This window comes from Paramagnetospirillum kuznetsovii (assembly GCF_003284725.1).
GTDB classification, from domain to species: domain Bacteria; phylum Pseudomonadota; class Alphaproteobacteria; order Rhodospirillales; family Magnetospirillaceae; genus Phaeospirillum; species Phaeospirillum kuznetsovii.
Genome location: NZ_PGTO01000001.1, coordinates 252,386 through 269,890 on the forward strand (window position 1 = coordinate 252,386; position 17,505 = coordinate 269,890).

Genomic DNA, 17,505 nt, shown 5'->3' on the forward strand with positions numbered 1-17,505 from the left:
TTAATCAGCCGATCCGGTGAGTGAGCAATTTTTGAGCAAATGCGAAAGCCCGCCATTCGGGCCCAAGGCTCAGACATGCAAGAGCCCGGATGGCATGCGCCATCCGGGCCCAAGGTTCAGATATGCAAGAGCCCGGATGGCATGCGTCTTCCGGGCCCAAGGTTCAGATATGCAAGAGCCCGGAAGACAACCGTCTTCCGGGCTCGGGGCTTGCACCGAAGGAAAGGGTCTTACAGCGCCTCGGCGTTGCTTTCGCCGGTGCGGATGCGGAAGGCCTGCTGGATATCGGTGACGAACACCTTGCCGTCGCCGATCTTGCCGGTGCGGGCAGCGGTCTGGATCGCCTCGACCACGCGGTCGGCCAGCTCGTCGTTGACCGCCACTTCGATCTTCACCTTGGGCAGGAAATTCACCACGTATTCGGCGCCACGGTAGATTTCGGTCTGCCCCTTTTGGCGGCCGAAGCCCTTGACCTCGCTCACGGTCAGGCCTTGAACTCCCAGCGGGGTCAGGGCCTCGCGAACTTCGTCCAGCTTGAAGGGCTTGATGATGGCCATGATCATCTTCATCTCTGGTCCCCATGCAATTCCATGGGCCCTACCTCCCGGTGCGGAACCCGCCGAGACTGTTCGGCGGGCCAGGAGATGGACCACGGTTGATCGGTCGCAAGCCGTCTTGCGAATGTTCCGCGCAGTTTCCCTTTCAAGGACCGTGCCGGATTGGCCAAACCACGCGTCTTCCGGGGATTTTTTCGTCAAGCCGTCCTTTTGGACAGCTTTGGGGCGGGGGGCGCTGCTCGATTTCTAAGCTGGAATCCCCCTGGTTTGCCTGTTTCCTGCGCTGGCGCCCCAGCCATGCGATAGGCGCATGGCTGCAATGCGTTGGCGTCGCCTGTCATGGAGGGGGGGTATGCCCCAAATCATCAGGAGGACGGCGGTGACCGCAACGGTCGCGCCGGTGGGGCGGTCTCCCCTGCCAGCCCCACGCTCCTCACGGAGCCAATAGAGCGCCCGGTTACCCCCCTGACCGGGCGCTCTTTTCGTGCTTAGTATGTCCCTCAATCGCCGGGCGGGCCACTTCCGTGGCCCTTGGCTCTCGCGCCACGCGGCGCGGCGGGCTTTGCCCTTGCCTCCGGGCTGGGTCGCCCGTCGGACGTGTTCGGAGTCATTCCCCTTGCGCCTTGTCACCTGGAACATCAACTCCATCCGCCTGCGCATGGGTCTTTTGCGCCAACTGACTTCGGTGATGGCGCCCGACATGATCTGCCTGCAAGAGATCAAGGTGGACGACCCGCTGTTTCCCCTGGCCGATTGCCAGGAACTTGGATATCCCCACGTCGCCTTCAGCGGCATGAAGGGCTATAACGGCGTCGCCATTCTGTCCAAGCTGCCCTTCGAGGACGTGACCAGCCTGTCGCGCTGCGGCCGCGATGATCGCCGCCATTTGGCGGTCAAGCTGGCGGGCGGGGTCCAGGTCCACAGCCTGTATATTCCGGCGGGCGGCGACATCCCCGATCCCGAGCAGAACGATAAATTCGCCCACAAGCTGGATTTCCTGCGCGACATGGCGGCGTGGTGCGCGGCGACGATCGGACCCGAGGACAAGGTGATCATCGCGGGCGATTTCAATGTGGCGCCGCTGGAAAACGATGTGTGGTCGCACAAGCAGATGGTGAAGGTGGTCAGCCACACACCGGCGGAGGTGGAGCTGCTGGAGCGCTTCCAGGCCTCGGCCGATTTCGTCGACGCGATGCGCCATTTCGTGCCGCCGTCTGAAAAACTCTTCACCTGGTGGAGCTATCGCTCGCCCGACTGGCAAAAGAACGATCGCGGCCGCCGCCTGGACCATGTGTGGGTGACGCCCGCCTTGCGCGCCGGTCTGCGCTCCACCCTGGTCGCCCGCGAGGCCCGGTCGTGGACCCAGCCGTCGGATCATGTGCCGGTGATGGTGGATTTGGACCTATAAGACCAACCGATAGCCGCCGTTTTCCGACAGCAGCAGGGCGGGCGCGCCCTTGGGTTCGATCTTGCGGCGCAGGCGGTAGATATGGGTTTCCAGCGTATGGGTATCCATCCCGGCACCATAGCCCCACACCTCGGCCAGCAGGGTCTCGCGCGCCACCGCTTGTCCCGCCGCCTGGGCGAGGCGGACCAGGATGGCGGTTTCCTTGTCGGTCAGGCGCAGCTTGCGCCCATCCGTCGCCACCAGGACGCGGCGACCGCAATCCACCAGCCAGGGCCCGATGCGCATTTCCTCCGGCTCGGCGCGGCGGCTCAGCAGCTCGGTGATGCGACCCGCCAGGGCCGATAGGCGCAGCGGCTTGGCCAGCACTCCATCGGCGGGGCAGCCGACGGGAAGCGAGGCCGAGGCGCTCAACAGCAGCAGCGCGGCGGCGCTGCCGTGGTCGCGCAAGGTCCGGCACATGGGCGCGAAGGCATCGTCGACCACGATCAGGTCGTGACCCTCCGCCTGGGCGATGCCGTTTTCCATGTCCTCGGCCTGGGACGCCGACATGGCGGCGGCGGTCTCCAGATGCTCGGCCATGGTCTGGCGCAGCATGGCATCGGCGACGACCAGAAGGATCCGCGAAGGGCCGGTCATGGGAAGGCTTTCGGAAACAGAACCCGATCCACCATATACGAACGGCGGAATGCGGCAAAGCGATGGCGGCCCGACTGCTGCCTCTTTTGCCCCCGTGGGAAAGCCTGTATGGTTCGGCCCTCGATTTTCCAGGATTCAAGCGTAATCAATGACGCGCCATCTCGACGTAACGCCAAAGCCGGAAGCACCGGCGCCCAAGCCCCTGGTGGCGGTGGACCGGGCCATCACCGAGCTGCGCCGGGGCGCGCCGGTGCTGGTGCGCTCGCCGGTCGGCCGGGTGCTGATGCTGGCGGCCGAGGCGGTGGGCGACGAGACCCTGGCGCGCCTCAAGGCCGATGCGGGTTCCGAGCCGATGCTGGCGCTGACCGGGCGGCGCGCGGGCGTGCTTGGCCTGACCGAGTCCGAAACCGGCGTGTTCCGGGTGGCCGCGCTGGATGGTTTTGATACGGAAACGATAGCTTTCCTGGTGGATCCCTGCGCCGCGAGCCTGGGTTCGCCCGACCTGAATCGCCTTCAGGTGGCGGCCGCCTCGGGCCTCGAGCCCGCCTGCGTGGCGCTGACCAAGCTGGCGCGGCTGCTGCCCGCGGCGGTCATGGCCGAGGCCACCAGCCATGCGCCTTTCGACGTGGTTCAGGTGGAAGCCGACGATATCACCGCCTATCAGGTCACCGCCGCCCAGACCCTGCGTCAGGTCAGCGAGGCCCGGGTGCCGCTGGAAAACGCCGAGAACGCCCGCATCGTGGCGTTTCGGCCCTCCGACGGCGGTATCGAGCATCTGGCCATCATCATCGGCGAGCCCGATCCCGATCAGGCCATCTTGACCCGGCTGCATTCGGAATGCTTCACCGGCGATCTGCTGGGTTCGCTGCGCTGCGATTGCGGCGACCAGCTGCGCGGCGCCATCGCCGAGATCGCCCAGCGCGGCAGCGGTGTCTTGCTCTATCTGGCGCAAGAAGGGCGCGGCATCGGCTTGGTCAACAAGCTGCGGGCCTATCAGTTGCAGGACGAGGGCTTCGATACCCTGGATGCCAATCTGCAATTGGGGTTCGACGACGACGAACGCATCTATCTACCGGCGGCGCAGATGCTGCGTCTGCTGGGCATCGGCCGGGTCAGGCTGCTGACCAACAATCCCGGCAAGGTGGAGTCCTTGGCCCGCCATGGCATCGAGGTGGCGGAACGGGTGCCCCATGTCTTCCCGTCCAACGACCACAATCAGGGCTATCTGCGCACCAAGGCCACGCGGGGCGGGCATTTGTTCTAGGCTGTATCGACAGTCAGGGAATTCGGCTGATTTTGGTTTGGAACGTCTGTCCAGCAGGAATTTTAGCCACAGATGAACACAGATAAGCACAGATGAAGTGAGAGATTTCCTTATCTGTGTCCCGCGCAGCGGGACTCTGTGTGCATCTGTGGCCCATGTCCCATCTATCCGCTTGAATGTCGATTGGCCCTGGCTTTCCGGGGCCTAATTTCACAGCAATCCGCCAACCGCAGCCAAGCCGCAGGCGCTGCCCTGGGGCAGGCGCATGGCCGTCTTTCCGTTCATTCCCCCCAAGGCCAGCACCGGCAGGCGTGCGCGGCGCGTCCAAAGACCAAAGCGAACCGGCCCGATGGGCCTCGCGCCGGGATGGCTGGCGGTGGCGAAGGCGGGCGACAGCAGGGCGGCATCCGCCCCTAACGCCTTGGCGCGGCCCAGCGCCCTGGCTGAATGACAGGCCACCGACAGCAAGACCGCCTTGCGGCGTCGCCATGCCAGGGCCGGGGCCAGGACGCCCCGGCGAGCCAGTCCCTCGGGCAGATGCAGCCCTCGCGCCCCCAGCCGGGCGGCCAGCCGCCAGTCGCCCGCCACCAGCAAGATCAAGCGCTTGCGCCGGGCCAGGGCGGCCACGGCCAGGGCCAGGGCGTCGCGGTCGGGGTGATCATAGTGACGCAGAAGAACGCCGCTTCCCGGCGCCAAGTGGGCGATGGCGGCCAGGGGATCGGGCAGCCGTTCGGAATCGGTGACCAGCAGCAGGGCTGGTCCCTTCCAGACGCGGTCGGACGTTGATTTCAGACGGCGGGCGGCCAGCGCCAGGGTCATTGCGATTCGGAAACGGATGCGGCGGAGCTTTGGCCTATTTTGGCATTGCGCTCGTATTTGCTCAATCCTTGCATCATGGCGCCGCTGAACCAATCACCCGAGGCGGCATTGGCCGCATTGGCGCTGGACTGGGCCTGGGCCATTTCCTGCACCATGGCGGGCGTGACCGGGGCGCGGTTGGGCCGGGCGCCGGTGATAGGGGTATTGGAGCGCATGCCGCCTTGCGAGATGGCGGTTCCCACCGCCGGTGGCGATTGGGTGGCGACGGGGGTGTTGCGCGACGGCACCGGCATCAGGCGCGGCTGGCGATTGCCCCATAGCGGCATGGCCTTGCCCTCGGCCGCCTCGACGGGCAGGGCGGCCACTTGTTCCGGCTTGGCAGTGGCCTGAACGGACTGGGCCACCGGGGCGGCTGGGGTCACGGGCGCCAAGGGCGCCGCCAAGGGCAGCGGCGGAGCGGCGGCGGCCAGGCTGGCGTCGTCACCCGCCATGTCGGGCAGCATCAGCGGTTTGGCGGCCGATAGCTGATCGGACAGAGGTGTCTTGGACGAATCAATCGCCTCGGCGCCGGGATTGGGCGCCTGCGCCGAGGCCAGGGCGGTGCCCGAGGACGGGGCTTCGTCATCCTTGAACAGCGCGATCAAATGGCCGCCCGCATCCTTGCCGGTGGCTTCTTCCAAGGTGGCGTTCAGCGCCGCCCCGATCAGGCCGATGGGCCCGCCGAACAGGGCGCCGCCCGCCAGACGGGCGCCGACGCCGATCTTGTCGCCGGTCAGCTCGCGGTAGATGTCGTTGACGATGGGGATGTGCTGAAGCGGATTGATGACATCGAGAAAGTCCTCGAAGGACGGCGAGTCGTCATCCGCCCCGAACATATGAAGATGCTTGGAACCGGGAGTGGACGGCGTCGCGAGTTCCGAGGGCAGCCGCGGCACAAGGGAATCGGGCGATTCGAATTGCAAGACGTTGGATACGGCTGAGACGGACATTGACGTCACCTCGGGTATGGACACAAGCTCCCACGCAATCGCCGTGCCAATGGCACCTCATTGATTTTCAAATGTTTTTTGGCCAAGCGACCCGGCAGAATCCGGTCTGTCGGCACCGAACGGGGAAAATTGTGCCCATGGACCCCGGTCATGTCTGACGATAGGCTGCCTCGGGATCAGAGTTGGAGGTCTGTGTGCTGCCCACCATCGACGAGGTGCTCGCCCGTCATCGCGCCGGGATGCTGCCCGAGGCGGAGCGCCTCTATCTACAATTGCTGGAGGCCGAGCCCCATAACCCGCTGCTGTTTCACCTCCTGGGCGTGGTGGCCTATCAGACCGGCCGCAAGGAACTGGCGGCCGAGCGCATCGCCCGGGCGGTGGCGTTGAAGCCGGATTTCGCCGAGGCGCACTCCAATCTCGGCAATGCCCTGAAGGATTTGGGCCGGATCGATGCGGCCATGGCCAGTTATGGCCGCGCCACGGCATTGAAGCCGGACTTTGCCGACCCCCATTTCAATCTGGGCAACGTGCTCCATGAACTGGGGCGCAAGGACGAAGCGGTGGTCTGCTACCGCGAGGCCATCCGGCTGCGTCCCGATTACGTGGATGCGATCTCGAACCTTGCCATGTGTCTGCGCGATCTTGATCACACCGACGAGGCGGTGAATCTGCTCCACCGCGCCATCGGGCTGCGCCCTGATCATGCCGACGCCTTGTCCAATCTCGGCCTGATCCTGCTCAAGCAGGAACGATTTTCCGAAGCCGTCACCATTCTCCGCCGAACGTTGGCCGCCCATCCCCGCCATGTGCGGGCAAGCGCCAATCTCGGCCTGGCGCTGGAGGGGCTGGGCGAGACCGAGGAAGCGGCCGCCTGTCACGAGCGGGCCATGGCGCTGGACCCGAATTTTGTGGAACCCTTGCCCAATCTGTCCCATTTGCGGCGCAAGATGTGCCGATGGGAGCGCTTCGCCGAGGACGACGCCAAACTGCTGGACGCGGTGAGAAGCCGCCGCTTCCGCATCGCGCCCTTCATGGTGCTGCATGCGGCGGGGGCCACCGCCGCCGACCATCTTGGGGCGGCGCGCCGCTGGGCCTCGGAGATCGCGCCGCCGCGCGGCCAGGCCTTCCGGCACCGGCCGGGTCCGCCCAAGCCCCGGATTCATGTGGGCTATCTGTCCGCCGATCTGCACTGCCATCCGGTGGGCTTCCTGTTGGGTGAGCTGATCGAGCGCCATGACCGCGCCCGCTTCACCGTCAGCGCCTATTCCTACGGCGAGGATGATTCCAGCCCCATGCGGCGGCGCCTCGAGACCGCCTTCGACCAATTCGTCCATATCCGCGATCTGGACAACGCGACGGCGGCGACCCGCATTCGTGACGACGGGGTCGACATCCTGGTGGATCTGACCGGCTATACCAGCGGCGCCCGCACCGCCATCCTGGCGGCGCGGCCCAGCCCGATCCAGGCCAATTACCTGGGCTTCGCCGGTTCCATGGGGGCCGACTTCGTGGATTACATCATCGCCGATCCGGCCATCGCGCCCATGGACCAACAGGGCTGCTTCCACGAGCGCATCGTCCATCTGCCCGGCAGCTATCTGCCCTTCGATACCCGCCGCGCCGTGGCGGAACGCACGCCGAGCCGGGCGGAATGCGGCCTGCCCGAGGACGGGCTGGTGTTCTGCTGCTTCCACAATTCCTTCAAGATCACACCGCCCTTCTTCGATGCCTGGATGCGTCTGCTGAAGGCATTGCCCGGCAGCGTGCTGTGGTTGCTGGATTCGGCCAAGACCACGGCGGACAATCTGCGCCGCGAGGCGGTGGCGCGTGGCGTCGATCCCGAGAGGCTGGTGTTTTCCCAGCGGCTCGAGGTCGGCGACTATCTGGTGCGCCACCGGCTTGCCGACCTTTATTTGGACGTCCTGCCCTATAACGCCCATGGCTCGGCCATGGATGCATTGTGGATGGGGCTGCCGGTGCTGACCTGTAGCGGTCCGACCTTTCCCGGTCGGGTGGCCGGGCGGTTGCTGGAATGCCTGGGGCTGGACGAGCTGGTGACCCGCTCGCTGGCGGATTACGAGGCGACGGCGCTGGATCTGGCCCGCGATCCCGCCCGGCTGGCCGGGTTGCGGCAACGGTTGGCGGCGGCTCGCGACACCTCGGCGTTGTTCGACATGAACGCCTTTACCCGCCAGTTGGAAGCCGCCTATGAGCGCATGTGGGAGACCTGGAGCCAAGGCTGCCCGCCGGAGGGCTTCGCCGTCAGCCCTTGGGGGCCTTCACCGGCACCTTAGCCGGTCCCCGGAACAGGTAGCGGCTGGCCATGGCGTAGCCGTGCCCGTCTGTGGCTCTGTTGAATCAGCTCGTTGGCGCGCCACCCGCTCGACGTTCCCTCGGATTCGCGCTAAGAAGAACCCCATGAAACAGGTCATTCAAAGCGCCAAGTCGGGCAAGCTTTCGCTTCGCGAAGTCCCAGAGCCCCGCGTGCGCGCCGGGCATCTGCTGGTGGAAACCCGCGCCTCGCTCATCAGCGCGGGCACCGAGCGCATGGTCATCGACTTCGCCAAGAAGAGTCTGGCGGCCAAGGCCCAGGCCCGGCCCGATCTGGTGCGCAAGGTCATCGACAAGGCACGGCGCGACGGTCTGGTCTCCACCTTCAAGGCGGTGATGGCCAGGCTCGACGAGCCGCTGCCGTTGGGCTATTCCGCCGCCGGGCGGGTGGTGGCGGTGGGGTCCGGCCTGGAAGGCCTCTACCGGGTCGGCCAGCGGGTCGCCATGGCGGGGGCCGGTCTGGCCAATCACGCCGAACTCAACGTGGTGCCGCGCAATCTGTGCGCCCCCATTCCCGACGATGTTTCCGACGATGAAGCCGCCTTCGGCACCTGCGGCGCCATCGCCCTTGCCGGGGTGCGCACCGCCGGGGCGCAATTGGGCGACGTGGTGGCCGTGCTCGGCGTCGGATTGATCGGCCAATTGGCGGTGCAGCTGCTGTCCTTGCAGGGCGCCCGCGTCGTCGCCATCGATGTCAATGCGCAACGACTGGCCCTGGCCAAGGCCTTGGGGGCTGAATTGGTGTGGAGCCTGGGCGAGCCCGGCCTGATGGAGGCGGTCGCCGCCCTGTCCGGCGGTCTGGGCTGTGACGCGGTGGTCATCGCGGCGGCCACCGAGTCGTCGGAGCCCCTGGCGCTGGCCGCCGAGCTGGCCCGCGACCGGGCAAAGGTGGTTCTGGTGGGCAAGACCGGCACCGAATTCGACTATGCCGCCTATATGAAGAAGGAGCTGACCCTGACGGTGTCGCGCTCCTACGGGCCGGGCCGCTATGACGAGGAATTCGAGTCTCGCGGCGTCAAGTATCCGGTGGGCTGGGTCCGCTGGACCGAGACCGAGAATCTGCGCGAATGCGTCCGCCTGATGAGCCCGTCGCTGCCCCGCCGCCTCGATGTGGGGGCCTTGATCAGCCATCGTTTCGGCTTCGACCGGGCGGAGGACGCCTACCGGCTGGTGACCGAGGGCGGCGAGCCCCATCTCGGCGTGGTGCTGCGTTATGAGGGCGTCGCCCCATCCGCCGCCCCATCCGTCGCCAAGGTGTTTCCCGCCCCCAAACCCGCCACGGGAAAATGCGTGCTGGGGGTCATCGGCGCCGGAAATTTCGCCCGCACCGTGCTCTTGCCCGAACTGGCCCGCATTCCCGGCGTCGAGATGCGCACCATCTGCACCCAGCGGGGCGCCAGTGCCGAGCACGGCCAACAGACGTTCGGCTTCGCCCAAGCGGTGACCGACGCCGAAGCGGTGCTGAACGATCCCGCCATCAACGCGGTGCTGGTGGCGACCCGTCACGGCAACCATGCCGAAATGACGGCCCGCTGCCTCGCCGCCGGCAAATCCGTGCTGGTGGAAAAGCCGCTGGCCTTGGACCGCGCCCAACTGGCGCAGGTGGAAGACGCAAGGGCGGCGTCGGCCGGATTCTTCACCGTCGGCTTCAATCGCCGCTTCGCCCCCATGACCGTCAAGGCTTGCGCCCATCTCGCCCGCCATGCCGGGCCCAAGGTGCTGATGCTGCGCGTCAATGCAGGCGCGCTGCCCGCCGAAAGCTGGATCAATGCCGTCGAGGAAGGTGGCGGACGCATCCTGGGCGAGCTGTGCCATTTCGTCGATCTCGCCCGCGCCCTGGCCGGCGCGCCGATCCTGACCGTGCTGGCCGACGCCGCCCGCGTCACCCATGGCGGCTGCGACGATCTGTCGGTCTCGCTGACCTTCGCCGACGGCAGTCTGGCCACCATTGTCTACACCGCCCAAGGCGATACCGCCGCCAGCAAGGAGCGCTTTGAGTGTTTCGCGGGCGGAACGGTCGTTGCGCTGGACAATTTCCTTAGTCTGTCGGTCACCCAGGGCGGCAAGACCAAGGTGGAAAAGGCGCTGGGCCAGGACAAGGGCCATCGCGCCGAGTTGGAAGCCTTCGTCAAGGCGGTTGCCTCGGGAGGCCCCGCCCCCATCCATGAGGCGGAGCTGTTGGAAACCGGCCTTGCCACCGTCGCCGTGTTGGAGTCCCTGGCGGACGGGCGGCGGGTCAGCCTGAGGGACTAGCGTGGAGATCGCCCTCGCCTTCGCCCTCGCGACCCTGATCGCCAGCGTGGCGGCCACGCGAGGGGTTCTGGCCTGGCTGCGTCATAAGCAGATACTCGACCATCCCAATGAACGGTCCAGCCACGCCCTGCCGACGCCGCGCGGCGGCGGGCTGGCGGTGACGCCGGTCATGGCCGCCGGTCTGGTGCTGGTGGCCTTCGTCGCGCCGGGCTATGTCACCGTGCTGGCGGCGGGCGCCCTGATCCTGATGGCGGTGTCCTGGCTGGACGACCGCCGGGGGCTGCCGCCGCTGCCCCGATTCCTGCTGCAAGCCGCCGTCATCGCCGCCACCCTGCTGGGGCTGGACACCCATATTCTGGCCTTTTCCGGCCTGTTGCCGCTGTGGGCCGACCGCCTGTTGGTGGGGTTGGGCTGGCTGTGGTTCGTCAATCTGTACAATTTCATGGACGGCATCGACGGTATCTCCGGGGTGGAGACCGGCGGCATCGGCATCGGCATCGCACTGGTCGCCCCCAATCTGGCGCCCCAGGCCCTGATCGTGGCCGCCGCCGGGCTGGGTTTCCTGGCCTGGAACTGGCATCCCGCCCGTATTTTCCTGGGCGATTCGGGGAGCATTCCGCTGGGCTATGTGCTGGGCGGCTTGCTGGTCATGCTGGCCGGGCAGGGGGAATTGGCCGCCGCCCTGATCCTGCCCGCTTATTACGTGGCCGATTCGACCATTACCCTGCTGTGGCGGCTGAAGGACGGCGAGAAGATCTGGCAGGCCCATCGCCGCCATTTCTACCAGCGCGCCGTCCAGGGCGGCAAAAGCCATTCCCAGGTCTCGCTGGCCATCGCCGGGGGCAATATCTTGTTGATGGGCTGCGCACTGGTGGCCGGGTCCGGCTGGATCTGGGCGGGAGCGGTGCTGGCCGTGATAGTGGTGGCGGGAATGCTGGTCCTGTTGACGCATTGGGCGCGGCCATGAAGATCCTGGTCACCGGCGCCAATGGCTTCGTGGGCCGTCCGCTTTGCGCCCGGCTGCGGGATTTGGGCCATGGGGTGGCGGGCGCGGTGCGGCCCAACGCCGTCCTGCCCGAGGGCGTCGAGCCGCGCAATGTCGCCGGATTGACCCCTACCACGGATTGGAGCGCGGCCTTGGATGGCTGCAAGGCGGTGGTGCATCTGGCCGCCCGCGTCCATGTCATGCATGACCGCTCCCATGATCCGCTGGCTGAATTCCGCGCCGCCAATGTGGCGGGAACCCTGCGGCTGGCCGAGCAGGCGGCGCAGGCGGGGGTGGGGCATTTCGTCTTCATGAGCAGCATCAAGGCCAATGGCGAGGAGACTTTCGGCACCCCCTTCGGTCCCGACCATGCCGCTCCGGTGGATGCCTACGGCATCTCCAAGCGGGAAGCCGAGCAAGGCTTGGCGGAGATCGCCGCCCGGACGGGCATGGCGGTCACCGTGCTGCGGCCGCCGCTGGTCTACGGGCCGGGGGTGAAGGGCAATTTCCGCTCCTTGATTTCCCTGGTGGCTCGCGGCGTGCCGCTGCCGCTGGGCTTGGTGGACAATCGCCGCTCGCTGATCGGCATCGGCAATCTGGTGGACGCGGTCCGTGCCTGCCTGGATCGCCCCGCCGCCGGACAAGCGCGCGTCTTCACTCTGTGCGATATCGAAACGGTGTCGACGGCGGCGCTGGTACGGCGCTTGGCGGCAGCCCTGGGCCGTCCGGCGCGGCTGCTTCCCATTCCGGTGGGTCTGATGCGTCTGGCCGGGCACTTGGTCGGCAAGGCGGCGGCGGTGCAGCGGCTGACCGCCTCGCTGGAGGTTGATTTGACGGCCATCTCCGACACAATCGGCTGGACACCGCCCGACAGCTTGGAGTACGGCCTTGAATTGACCGCCCGGTGGTGGCGCGACAGGGAGCAGGACTTATGACCCAAATCACACCGGTTATTCTATCCGGCGGCGCCGGAACCCGGTTGTGGCCGCTGTCGCGCGAGCTGATGCCCAAGCAGTTGCTGAAGCTGACCGGCGAGCGCACCTTGTTGCAGGAAACCGCCTTGCGGGTCGCCGAGCCGTCGGTGGTGGTGTGCAATCACGAACACCGTTTCATCGTCGCCGAGCAACTGCGCGAGGTCGGCTTGGAGCCCAAGGCGGTGGTGATCGAGCCGGTGGGGCGCAACACCGCCCCGGCGGCGGCGGTGGCGGCGCTGATGCTGGCCGAAACCGATCCCGGCGCCCTGATGCTGCTGATGCCGTCCGATCACCTGATCGCCGATTCCGAGGCGTTCCGCCGTGCCGTGGCGGTGGCGACGCCGCTGGCCCAAGATGGCCGCATGGTGACCTTCGGCATCCAGCCCACCGGTCCCAATACCGGCTATGGCTATATCAAGGCGGGTGCCGCCCTGGGCGGCGGCTTCACGGTGGAGCGCTTTGTCGAGAAGCCCGACCTTTCCACCGCCGAGACCTATGTGGCCTCGGGCGCCTACACCTGGAACAGCGGCATCTTCCTGCTGCCGGTGGGGCTGTTCCTGGCGGAACTGGACCAGCACGCGCCGGGCATGGTGGCGTCGTGTCGCGCCGCCCTGGCCAAGGGCCGCAGTGATCTGTTCTTCTTTCGGCTGGATGACGAGACTTTCGCCGGACTCAAGGGCCAGTCCATCGACTATGCCGTCATGGAGCATTCCGACAAGGTGGCGGTGGTGCCCGTCGACATGGGCTGGTCCGATATCGGCTCGTGGTCGGCGCTGTGGCAGGAATCGACTCGCGACGAATTCGGCAATGCGGTCAAGGGCGACGTGCTGGCCATCGACACCCGCAATTGCTATCTGCGCAGCCAGGATCATCTGGTGGCCGCCGTCGGCCTGCGCGATCTGGTGGTGATCGCCACCGACGACGCGGTGCTGGTGGCCGATAAAAGCCGCGACCAGGAGGTCAAGGCGGTGGTGGAGGCCTTGAAGCGCGACGGGCGTCCCGAGGCGACCCAGGGCACCCGTGGTTGGCGCCCCTGGGGCTGGTTCCAGACCATCGAGCAGGGCGAGCGCTTCAAGGTGAAGCAGATCCATGTCGATCCGGGGGCGAAACTATCCCTGCAAAAGCACTGGCATCGGTCCGAGCATTGGGTCGTGGTCAAGGGCACCGCATTGGTTACCCGTGGCGAGGAGTCCTTCGTGCTGCGCGAGAATGAATCCACTTTCATCCCCGCCGGGACGGCCCACCGGCTGGAAAATCCCGGCAAGGTGCCGCTGCGCCTGATCGAGGTACAGTCGGGCGAATATGTGGGCGAGGACGACATCGTCCGGCTCGAGGACGTCTACGGGCGGTGAACCCCGTGGGAGCGCTACTCTTGGAGCGCGGCCGTCCCGGCCGCATTCCACAAGCGTCTTCTCATCGGCCGAGCGGACCTATTCCTTCTTGGGCCGGTTGGCCAGATAGTCGCTGAGTTCCTTCAACTTGGCCTGCCATTCGTTTTCTTCGTAGCGCTCGCGGTCCAAGATGTCGGGGTGCTCGCGCGCTTGGCGCAGATAGCGGATGGTATAGGGGATGTGCTGCTCGCGCTCGGCCTCGCTGCGTCCCAGATTGCGGGCGAAATTCTCCAAAAAGCCGGTGGTGATGCGCGGGAACACCCGGTGGCAGGCCAGCACCATGAAATCCACCCATTCCGGCGGAAATTTGGTGAAGGCGTTGAGCAGATTGTCGCGGAAGGCGCCTTCGCGGGCCTTTTGCTGGAAGATGCGGGGGTCTTTTTCCTGCTCGTAGAGATCGTGGCAGATGCGCCAAGCCCGCTCCAGGTAGTCCCACCAGTCGTTGGTGGGATCCAGCAGCGACTTGAAGGTATCGATCTCGCGATTGGTGATCTTGGGAATGTCGTAGGCCGAAGCGCTGGACGGGGCCAGCATCTCGCGCAGCGCCTTGGTGTTGTCCTTGACCTGGAAGACCTTGAGTCCGTCCTTCTTGGTCTCCACCAGCTTCAGATCGTCCCAGCCCTGGGTCCAGCCTTGCAGGATGCAAGCCTCCAGCGGCCGAGTGACATGGGCCCAGAAGCTGTCGGTGTCCTCCTCGGCCCAGGCGAAGCTGGTGGCCAGCACCCGGATCTGGCGGCTTTCCCAGATGACCGGAACGATGAACTTGGCGATGGCCTGGTGGAATTTCTCGGCGAATTCCGGTGAAGCCAGGAAGAAGGTCGGCAGTTCCAGGTTCAGCTCGGGATTATGCCGCTGGAAGAACACCAGCACCTTGTCGACCCGGCCACAGATGGCGGCTTCGACGAATTTCTCGAAGCTCTCGAATCCCTTGGCGGGCTGTGGCAGCTGCGGCACCACGTATTCGATGCGCTTGAGCAGATGGGCCAGATTGGGCGGCAGGTCGTATTCGACGTCCTTGTTGCGCGCGTCCATGCGGGCCTTGCGCTCGGCCGCCAATTCGGCCTCGGTCGGTTGCGGCAGCCCCATCTGCAGGTCCGATCCCGCAGGCGGCGCGGGCGGCGGCGCCTTCTTGGGGATCAGCGGCTTGAACTTCATGTCCTGCTTCAAGATATGATCGATCAGCCACTCGTTCAGCACCTTGATCAGCACCCCGCCGCAGGTCTTGCGGCCGTCGTCACTGGTGGCGGTCTTGAACTTGTCGTGCAGCAGCTTGGCCTTCATGGCCAGCGCTTCGTGATGCTTCTTATGGGCCTCGGCCTCGGGGAATTTGATGGCGGACTGCACCGCTTCCTCGCGGGCGAAATGGTCGCGCACATAGACCAGCAGGTCGGTGATCACCGCGCCGACCTGCGGCCAGCTTTCACGGCTGACCCATTCCTCGGCGAGGTTGAGCAATTCGATCAGTTTTTTATGGTCGGCGTCGAGGGCCGGGGAGCCCACCGACATGGCGTCGCGCCACGAAATCATAACCAGCCCCTTCCCGGTACGCCCCATGCCCGTTCGAAAGGCATAATCCTTCTAGATTGAGGTCTTCCCGCCCGTTGTCAACTCCCAAACCAAGGTCATATCACTGGTTATCGGCGAGTATCGTTCCGGCCAGGTACAGGCTACCGCAAACGAGGATGCGGGCAGGGCCTGAATTGGCGGCGATCAGTTGGCGTATGGCGACCTCGACGCCGGGCGTCGGCTTGGCGTCCAGGCAGAAATGCCGGGTGGCGGCGGCAGCGGCGTCTTCCGCCGACAGGCTGGCCGTCTCGCCGGGAATGGCAATGGTGCGCAAGGTGTGAAAGCGGGCCGCCAGCGGTTCGAGAAAGCCGTCCACATCCTTGGTGGACAAGATACCGAACACCCCCATCAGCGCCTTGTCGCGCCAGCTTCGCGTGTGTTGGGCGATGGCCTCGGCGGCATGGGGGTTATGGCCGCCGTCCAGCCAAAGCTCCCAACCCTCGGGCAGCAGATCCACCAGCGGTCCCTTGCGCAGGCGTTGCAGCCGGGCGGGCCATTCCACCGAGCGAATGCCCAGGGCAAGGGCGCCATCGGGAAAGCCGGGGAAGACCGGCGGCGTCTCGATCCGCGACAGCCGTTCGACCGCCGCCAGGGCCAGGGCGGTGTTGCGGGCCTGGAAGCTGCCGACCAGATTGGGGGCGGGCAGGCTCCATTCCACCGTCTTGCCGCGATAGATCAAGCCGCCGTCGGCGGCGGTGCGAACGAAGAAGTCCTCGCCCTCCCGGATCAGCGGCACGCCCAGCTCGCCCGAGCGGGCCTCCAGCACCTTGATGACCTTGCGGCCCTGCTTGGCGGTGATGCAGGCGATTCCCCGCTTCATGATACCGGCCTTCTCGGCGGCGATGGCCTCGATGCGACCGCCCAGGAAGTTCTGATGATCCATGGCGATGGGTGTCAGGATGGTGAGCGCCGGTCGCGCCACCACATTGGTGGCGTCCAGCCGCCCGCCCAGGCCGGTTTCCAGGATGCAGACATCGGCGGGGCTGCGGGCAAAGGCCAGCAAGGCCGCCGCCGTGGTGATCTCGAAGAAGGTGATGGGGGCGCCGCCGTTGGCCGCCTCCACCTCTTCCAGCAAGGCCAGCAGCTCGGCATCGTCGGGCAGCGCGCCGGCGATGCGGATCCGCTCTGCGAAACGCACCAGATGGGGCGAGGTGTAGACATGCGCCCGCAGACCGGCCGCCTCGAAGATGGCGCGAAGGGTGGCGACGGTGGAGCCCTTGCCGTTGGTGCCCGCCACATGAATGACCGGCGGCAGCTTGTCCTGGGGATTGCCCAACGCGTCCAGCAACCGCAGCACCCGATCCAGCGACAGGTCGATGACCTTGGGATGCAACCGGGTCAGGCGCTCGAGAATGGAATCGATCAATCCTGGTCCACGTCGTCGGGGGTGTCGATGGGCAGGGCGACCAGCTCACCCGCCGGGGCGCGGTTGCGCAGCAGCGACAGCACCCGGATCATGGTGGCGCGCAGGTCGCGGCGCGGCACCACCATGTCGATCATGCCGTGTTCCAGCAGGTATTCCGCCTTCTGGAAGCCTTCGGGCAGCTTCTCGCGGATGGTGCTTTCGATGACGCGGGCACCGGCAAAGCCGATCACCGCGCCCGGCTCGGCGATGGCGATGTCGCCCAGCATGGCGAAACTGGCCGAGACGCCGCCGGTGGTGGGGTCGGTCAGCAGCACGATATAGGGCAGCCGCTTGTCCTTGACCTTGTCCACCGCCACGGTGGTCCGGGCCATCTGCATCAGCGACAGGATGCCTTCCTGCATGCGGGCGCCGCCCGAGGCGGGAATGACGATCAGCGGCGCGTCCTGCAACACCGCCAGTTCGGCGGCGGCGACGATGCCCTCGCCCACCGCGATGCCCATGGAGCCGCCCTGGAAGTCGAAATTAAAGCAGGCGACGACGACGTTCAGCCCGCCCATGCGGCCATGGGCGACCACGATGGCGTCGTGCTCTCCGGTCTTGGAACGGGTGTCCTTCAAGCGGTCGCTATAGCGCTTCTGATCCTTGAACTTCAGGGGGTCGTCGACGACCTTGGGCAGCTCGATTCGCTGGTAATGGCCGTCGTCGAACAGCATGCCGAGGCGCTTCTTGACCGTGAGGCGCATGTGATGGCCGCAATGCTGGCAGACGTTCAGCGCCTTATCCAGATCGCGGTGGAAGATCATGTGACCGCAGCCCGGGCATTTGTGCCACAGATTGTCGGGCACCTCCTTCTGGGTGACCAGACCCTTCAGCTTTTCCTTCAGGCTGGGACGGACGAAGTTGGAAAGCCAGTTCATAGAGAGTCCCCACGATCAACGAAGAATATATTGGCCACAGATGAACACA

At 66.1% G+C, this 17,505-nt stretch carries 14 protein-coding genes; 7 read left to right on the forward strand and 7 right to left on the reverse strand.

From position 1 onward, the window contains the following. Positions 1–230: 230 nt before the first annotated feature. Positions 231–569, reverse strand: a complete 339-nt coding sequence (locus tag CU669_RS01180) for a P-II family nitrogen regulator (RefSeq protein ID WP_112141972.1) — start codon at positions 567–569, stop codon at positions 231–233. A 604-nt stretch (positions 570–1,173) separates the two neighbouring features. On the opposite strand from CU669_RS01180, the gene CU669_RS01185 reads away from it, so the two are divergent. Beyond that, the gene (locus CU669_RS01185; protein ID WP_112141973.1) at positions 1,174–1,965 is read left to right on the forward strand and encodes an exodeoxyribonuclease III; all 792 of its coding nucleotides are present in this window, start codon (positions 1,174–1,176) and stop codon (positions 1,963–1,965) included. On the opposite strand, the gene CU669_RS01190 is transcribed toward CU669_RS01185, so the two are convergent. Next, the gene (locus tag CU669_RS01190; RefSeq protein WP_112141974.1) at positions 1,960–2,601 is read right to left on the reverse strand and encodes a response regulator transcription factor; all 642 of its coding nucleotides are present in this window, start codon (positions 2,599–2,601) and stop codon (positions 1,960–1,962) included. The two genes, CU669_RS01185 and CU669_RS01190, sit on opposite strands and share 6 nt — an antisense overlap. A gap of 148 nt (positions 2,602–2,749) precedes the next feature. Here CU669_RS01190 and ribA point away from each other — a divergent pair, with 148 nt between their 5' ends. Next, entirely contained in the window at positions 2,750–3,865 is a 1,116-nt protein-coding gene (gene ribA / locus CU669_RS01195; protein WP_112141975.1) for a GTP cyclohydrolase II, read from the forward strand. 210 nt (positions 3,866–4,075) lie between these two features. Here the strand turns inward: ribA and CU669_RS01200 are convergent, their stop codons facing one another. Together CU669_RS01200 and CU669_RS01205 are read right to left on the reverse strand one after the other, a co-directional pair. Continuing rightward, complete coding sequence (locus tag CU669_RS01200) at positions 4,076–4,684, reverse strand: thiamine phosphate synthase (RefSeq protein ID WP_112141976.1); 609 nt, start codon at positions 4,682–4,684, stop codon at positions 4,076–4,078. Next, positions 4,681–5,673 (reverse strand): hypothetical protein, encoded by a 993-nt coding sequence (locus CU669_RS01205; protein ID WP_112141977.1) that lies wholly within the window; start codon positions 5,671–5,673, stop codon positions 4,681–4,683. The genes CU669_RS01200 and CU669_RS01205 overlap by 4 nt, the downstream gene beginning before the upstream one ends. Positions 5,674–5,867: 194 nt before the next feature. Here CU669_RS01205 and CU669_RS01210 point away from each other — a divergent pair, with 194 nt between their 5' ends. From CU669_RS01210 to CU669_RS01230, 5 genes are all read left to right on the forward strand, one after another. Continuing rightward, positions 5,868–7,967 carry an O-linked N-acetylglucosamine transferase, SPINDLY family protein gene (locus CU669_RS01210; protein ID WP_146747635.1) on the forward strand — a complete coding sequence of 700 codons (2,100 nt, stop codon included), beginning with the start codon at positions 5,868–5,870 and terminating at the stop codon, positions 7,965–7,967. A 124-nt stretch (positions 7,968–8,091) separates the two neighbouring features. After that, a complete protein-coding gene (locus CU669_RS01215) occupies positions 8,092–10,257 on the forward strand; it encodes a bi-domain-containing oxidoreductase (protein WP_112141979.1) in 2,166 nt (721 codons plus the stop codon). A gap of 1 nt (position 10,258) precedes the next feature. Further along, positions 10,259–11,224, forward strand: a complete 966-nt coding sequence (locus tag CU669_RS01220; protein ID WP_112141980.1) for an MraY family glycosyltransferase — start codon at positions 10,259–10,261, stop codon at positions 11,222–11,224. Next, complete coding sequence (locus CU669_RS01225) at positions 11,221–12,177, forward strand: UDP-glucose 4-epimerase family protein (RefSeq protein ID WP_112142233.1); 957 nt, start codon at positions 11,221–11,223, stop codon at positions 12,175–12,177. Before CU669_RS01220 ends, CU669_RS01225 begins: the two co-directional genes overlap by 4 nt. Further along, entirely contained in the window at positions 12,174–13,568 is a 1,395-nt protein-coding gene (locus CU669_RS01230; protein WP_112141981.1) for a mannose-1-phosphate guanylyltransferase/mannose-6-phosphate isomerase, read from the forward strand. The genes CU669_RS01225 and CU669_RS01230 overlap by 4 nt, the downstream gene beginning before the upstream one ends. Before the next feature lie 78 nt (positions 13,569–13,646). Here the strand turns inward: CU669_RS01230 and CU669_RS01235 are convergent, their stop codons facing one another. From CU669_RS01235 to accD, 3 genes are all read right to left on the reverse strand, one after another. After that, a complete protein-coding gene (locus tag CU669_RS01235; protein WP_112142234.1) occupies positions 13,647–15,134 on the reverse strand; it encodes a bacteriohemerythrin in 1,488 nt (495 codons plus the stop codon). Positions 15,135–15,234: 100 nt separating this feature from the next. Further along, positions 15,235–16,539, reverse strand: coding sequence for a bifunctional folylpolyglutamate synthase/dihydrofolate synthase (locus tag CU669_RS01240; protein ID WP_112141982.1), 1,305 nt, complete (start codon positions 16,537–16,539; stop codon positions 15,235–15,237). Continuing rightward, positions 16,536–17,456, reverse strand: coding sequence for an acetyl-CoA carboxylase, carboxyltransferase subunit beta (accD, locus tag CU669_RS01245; RefSeq protein WP_112141983.1), 921 nt, complete (start codon positions 17,454–17,456; stop codon positions 16,536–16,538). Before accD ends, CU669_RS01240 begins: the two co-directional genes overlap by 4 nt. Between the last annotated feature and the right edge of the window lie 49 nt (positions 17,457–17,505).

What these genes read in the sequence shown, in the direction of transcription:
- CU669_RS01230 (WP_112141981.1), top strand. Translation starts at nt 12,174, where the DNA reads ATGACCCAAATCACACCGGTTATTCTATCCGGCGGCGCCGGAACCCGG.
- accD (WP_112141983.1), bottom strand. Translation starts at nt 17,456, where the DNA reads ATGAACTGGCTTTCCAACTTCGTCCGTCCCAGCCTGAAGGAAAAGCTG.
- CU669_RS01200 (WP_112141976.1), bottom strand. Translation starts at nt 4,684, where the DNA reads ATGACCCTGGCGCTGGCCGCCCGCCGTCTGAAATCAACGTCCGACCGC.
- CU669_RS01205 (WP_112141977.1), bottom strand. Translation starts at nt 5,673, where the DNA reads ATGTCCGTCTCAGCCGTATCCAACGTCTTGCAATTCGAATCGCCCGAT.
- CU669_RS01235 (WP_112142234.1), bottom strand. Translation starts at nt 15,134, where the DNA reads ATGATTTCGTGGCGCGACGCCATGTCGGTGGGCTCCCCGGCCCTCGAC.
- ribA (WP_112141975.1), top strand. Translation starts at nt 2,750, where the DNA reads ATGACGCGCCATCTCGACGTAACGCCAAAGCCGGAAGCACCGGCGCCC.
- CU669_RS01180 (WP_112141972.1), bottom strand. Translation starts at nt 569, where the DNA reads ATGAAGATGATCATGGCCATCATCAAGCCCTTCAAGCTGGACGAAGTT.
- CU669_RS01190 (WP_112141974.1), bottom strand. Translation starts at nt 2,601, where the DNA reads ATGACCGGCCCTTCGCGGATCCTTCTGGTCGTCGCCGATGCCATGCTG.
- CU669_RS01225 (WP_112142233.1), top strand. Translation starts at nt 11,221, where the DNA reads ATGAAGATCCTGGTCACCGGCGCCAATGGCTTCGTGGGCCGTCCGCTT.
- CU669_RS01215 (WP_112141979.1), top strand. Translation starts at nt 8,092, where the DNA reads ATGAAACAGGTCATTCAAAGCGCCAAGTCGGGCAAGCTTTCGCTTCGC.